The sequence below is a fragment of the Nostoc cf. edaphicum LEGE 07299 genome (genome assembly GCF_015207245.1).
GTDB lineage: Bacteria > Cyanobacteriota > Cyanobacteriia > Cyanobacteriales > Nostocaceae > Nostoc > Nostoc edaphicum_B.
Genome location: NZ_JADEXF010000643.1, coordinates 1 through 3,581, shown reverse-complemented (window position 1 = coordinate 3,581; position 3,581 = coordinate 1). Strand labels below are relative to the sequence as shown.

Genomic DNA, 3,581 nt, shown 5'->3' with positions numbered 1-3,581 from the left:
AGCTTATACCAATCAAAATAGTTGCTTTCCCTACTTAAAAACCAGGAAATCCTTTTACGAACAAAACCTTGAAAATGCAGCCATGTCTATAATTTGGATATTCTTAGTCCCTAGCTGCGACAAACTGAGAATGATCGTTTCTTTGAAGAGCATATCTTTTATTGTGAATATCTTCTGCAATGATTTTCTCCATACAACGTTCTGCTATAGCTGCAATAGTGAAGGAAGGATTTGTACATGCAGTAGGCCCAGGAATCAGCGCACCATCAACAACATACAAACCTTGATAATTCAACACCCGACCGTATTGATCGCACACTTTACCCATGACAGCGCCTCCTAAAGGATGGGCACAGATAGAGGCACTAACGTCTGTCTTTGGTGTTGTAGTAGGGGTGGTAATCGAGCCATCAAGAGTTGTGTAAGTAACTTTTGCAGCTAATAAATTATCTCTATTTTCTTGTTCAGGCCAGTGTAACTTGACATCATCTGTAGACCGATCGTAGGTAAAAAATCCTTTTGGTTTTGTCATAGCCAAAGTCAGACACCTTTGTGTTCCTGGGCCACCAGACCAATCTTCCAGATTCATCAGACTAATCGGATTTTGAGTATTATTAATGTTTTCCACGACAGCGCCTGACGGACCCCCTCTGCCAATCACAGGCTTTGGTAAATTTGAACGTTGGGCAACCATGTCTCCATTATTATTCCAATTTTGTCCGACACTAGGCTTCAATCTAGGTAATGTGCCTTTTTCTTTAGCCTTGAGCAAAAGTTTAGAAGTCCCCATAGAACCAGCTGCTAAAAACAAGTAGCGACAGGTAAAAGTTTTTGACTGAATTACTTCTCCTCTTTCATCAATTTCATGGCATTTAACTCGATAACCACGTCGCGGTAATTCAGAAATTTCTGTCACTATATGTAAAGGTAAAATCTTTACTAATCCAGTTTGTTCTGCTTGAAGTAAGTAATTGCGATCTAGGCTATTTTTTGCTCCACTATTAATACCAAACCAATGTTCACCCTGAAGAGCAGAAGGAATCTTTTCTCCTCGAATTTCTTGACGAACTATATCCCAATCAACAGCTAAATCTAGTAATCGAGTAGGTAAGCCTGCTTTCTTTCCGTTTTCCAGTAAAAATCGCGTTGTCTCATAATAATCAGTCTTTAAAACGTCGTCTGGTATTGGTGCTGCCCTCAACATTGAAAGAACGCGAGGATAGTAAATTTCATCCATTTCCTTGTAGCTAATTGAACGAGGAAAAACTCTATAAAATAACTCGCGAATAGGTTGGTAAATAATAGCGTTGTAAACTAAAGAACCGCCTCCAACGCCAGCACCAGCTAAAACAGTAACGCCATCTTCATTTAAGGTCTCTAACACTCCTGTATACACGTCTACAGACTGACCAAATAAATTTGTTGGACTCAGCCAAGCACTTCGACCATCAGGATTACGGAAATCAGCAAAAGTGTTCCCATCAGAGCGAATATTCCAACGACGGCCTCGCTCCAATACTAGTGTTTGAATACCAGCTTGTGCCAAACGTAGAGATGCGATAGACCCACCAAAGCCACTACCTATAATTAGCGCTTCTGTATCCTCATAATTACTAGTAGCACTTGTCCGATAAATAGGACTTCCTGCTGAAACTGCTAAACCAGCACCGAAAAAGGCGGCACCTTGAATAAAACGACGACGACGATACAAATTATTAACCATATACCTCTACATCCTGAATTATTTAATTGAACTAATTGAGTATACTTTTGAAGCAAAAACTTATATATAATGTCAAAATCTTAAGCTTTAAAATGTTTCTTGGCAAACATTGATTTAAAGCTAGCAGTAATGACATAGTAAAGTTTTTTAGGATGCAAATTAAACACCAGCAAATTCTATTTTTACTCCTAAAAGATATTCAGGTAATAAACGAAGTATTTACCAGCCTCCGTGTTTAATTTTTGGGATAATTTTGTCCATAGCGCGCTCTGCTAAACCTGCAATAGTTAAGAAAGGATTTGCACCTCCAGCAGAGCCAGGAAGAAGCGCGCCATCTACGACATAAAGCCCTTTATAACCGAATACCCGTCCGTATTGATCGCAAGCTTTGCCAATAGTAGCTCCTCCTGAAGGATGAGCTACATTCTGGTAAACAAACTCTGTTGAGGGTTGCTTCCCATCTTTAAAATTGGCATCATCAAGGATTTTATACGTAAGCTTTGTAGCATCTATATGTTGTTTATTGCTGTCAAGGTATGAAGGCCAGTATAAATTCACAGAATCCGTGCTTGCATCATATTTAAAGACCCCCTTAGCTTCTGGTATACCCATACCAAGACACTCTTGTGATCCTATAGGATTATTCCATTGTGGATAATTCATCAGGATAATTGGACTTATAGGATTATCGTAATGTTCAAGAATAGCACCTGCAAATCCTCCTTGATCCTTAATAGGTGGTAAATTTGAGCGATGACCAACGGTATCGCCGTTAGTTCCCCAATTTTTGCCAACATGATCGTTTAACTTAGGCAACTTGCCTGTAGCTTTAGCCTTAACCAAAAGTTTGGAAGTGCCTATAGAGCCAGCAGCTAAAAACAAATAGCGGCAGGTAACAGTTTTTGTTTCCAGAATTTTTCCTGATGTGTTTATCCGATTGTATGAAACTCGGTAAAGTTTTTCGTTAGGTAATTGAGAAATTGCCGTTACTACACACAGAGGCATAATTTCAACATATTTAGTCTGCTCTGCTAGGGGTATGTAATTGCGGTCTAGACTTTTCTTCGCTCCACTGTTGCAGCCAAACCAAATTTCTCCAATACTCGCAGAAGCTACTTTGGTTCCAGCTATTTCATCACGAACTGCATTCCAATCAACAGCCAAATCTATTAGATAATTTGCAAATCCTGCCCTACTTGCATGTTGTTGAAATAACCGGGTTGATTCATAGTATTTAGTAGCTAAGACGTCGGCTGGAATAGGGCTTGGCTCCAGTATTTTACGAACACGATTAAAGTAAACATCAACCAATTCATCATAGTCGATTGACCGAGGAAAGACTTGATAAAATACATAACGACTCTTGGGTACTACAACACCACCATTGTTAACTAGTGAACCACCTCCAACTCCAGCACCACACAAAGGATTTGCACCGTATTCTCTTAAAGTTTCTAAAACTCCTGTATATGTATCTACAGAATCCCCGAATAAAGTTGTCGAACTAAGCCAAGCACCTCGACCATCAGGCTTACGATAAGTTGCAAAAACGTCTTGATTATTTTGAGATGGGATTTCCCAACGGCGACCGCGTTCTAATACTAATGTTTGAATACCAGCTTGTCCCAAACGTAGAGCAGCAACAGCCCCACCATAGCCACTACCGATAACAACAGCCTCTGAATACTCATCGCCAATAGTAGCTCCAGTACGACTAGAAGTAAGTACTGAAGTTGCTACGCTAGCACTGAATAGAGTGGCACCTTGAAGAAAATGACGGCGACTAAAAGATTTGTGAACCATAAATTCCCCACTTCATAATTAGACATTTTCTAAAAGTAGTTGTACAGACTAGCTT

At 39.8% G+C, this 3,581-nt stretch carries 2 protein-coding genes; both read right to left on the bottom strand.

The window, feature by feature from the left end; genetic code table 11:
• Positions 1–103 precede the first annotated feature (103 nt).
• Positions 104–1,723 (bottom strand): GMC oxidoreductase, encoded by a 1,620-nt coding sequence (locus tag IQ229_RS18245; protein WP_194046144.1) that lies wholly within the window; start codon positions 1,721–1,723, stop codon positions 104–106.
• Between the two features lie 219 nt (positions 1,724–1,942).
• Positions 1,943–3,526, bottom strand: a complete 1,584-nt coding sequence (locus IQ229_RS18240) for a GMC oxidoreductase (RefSeq protein WP_194046142.1) — start codon at positions 3,524–3,526, stop codon at positions 1,943–1,945.
• Positions 3,527–3,581: the final 55 nt, after the last annotated feature.

What these genes read in the sequence shown, in the direction of transcription:
- IQ229_RS18245 (WP_194046144.1), bottom strand. Translation starts at nt 1,723, where the DNA reads ATGGTTAATAATTTGTATCGTCGTCGTCGTTTTATTCAAGGTGCCGCC.
- IQ229_RS18240 (WP_194046142.1), bottom strand. Translation starts at nt 3,526, where the DNA reads ATGGTTCACAAATCTTTTAGTCGCCGTCATTTTCTTCAAGGTGCCACT.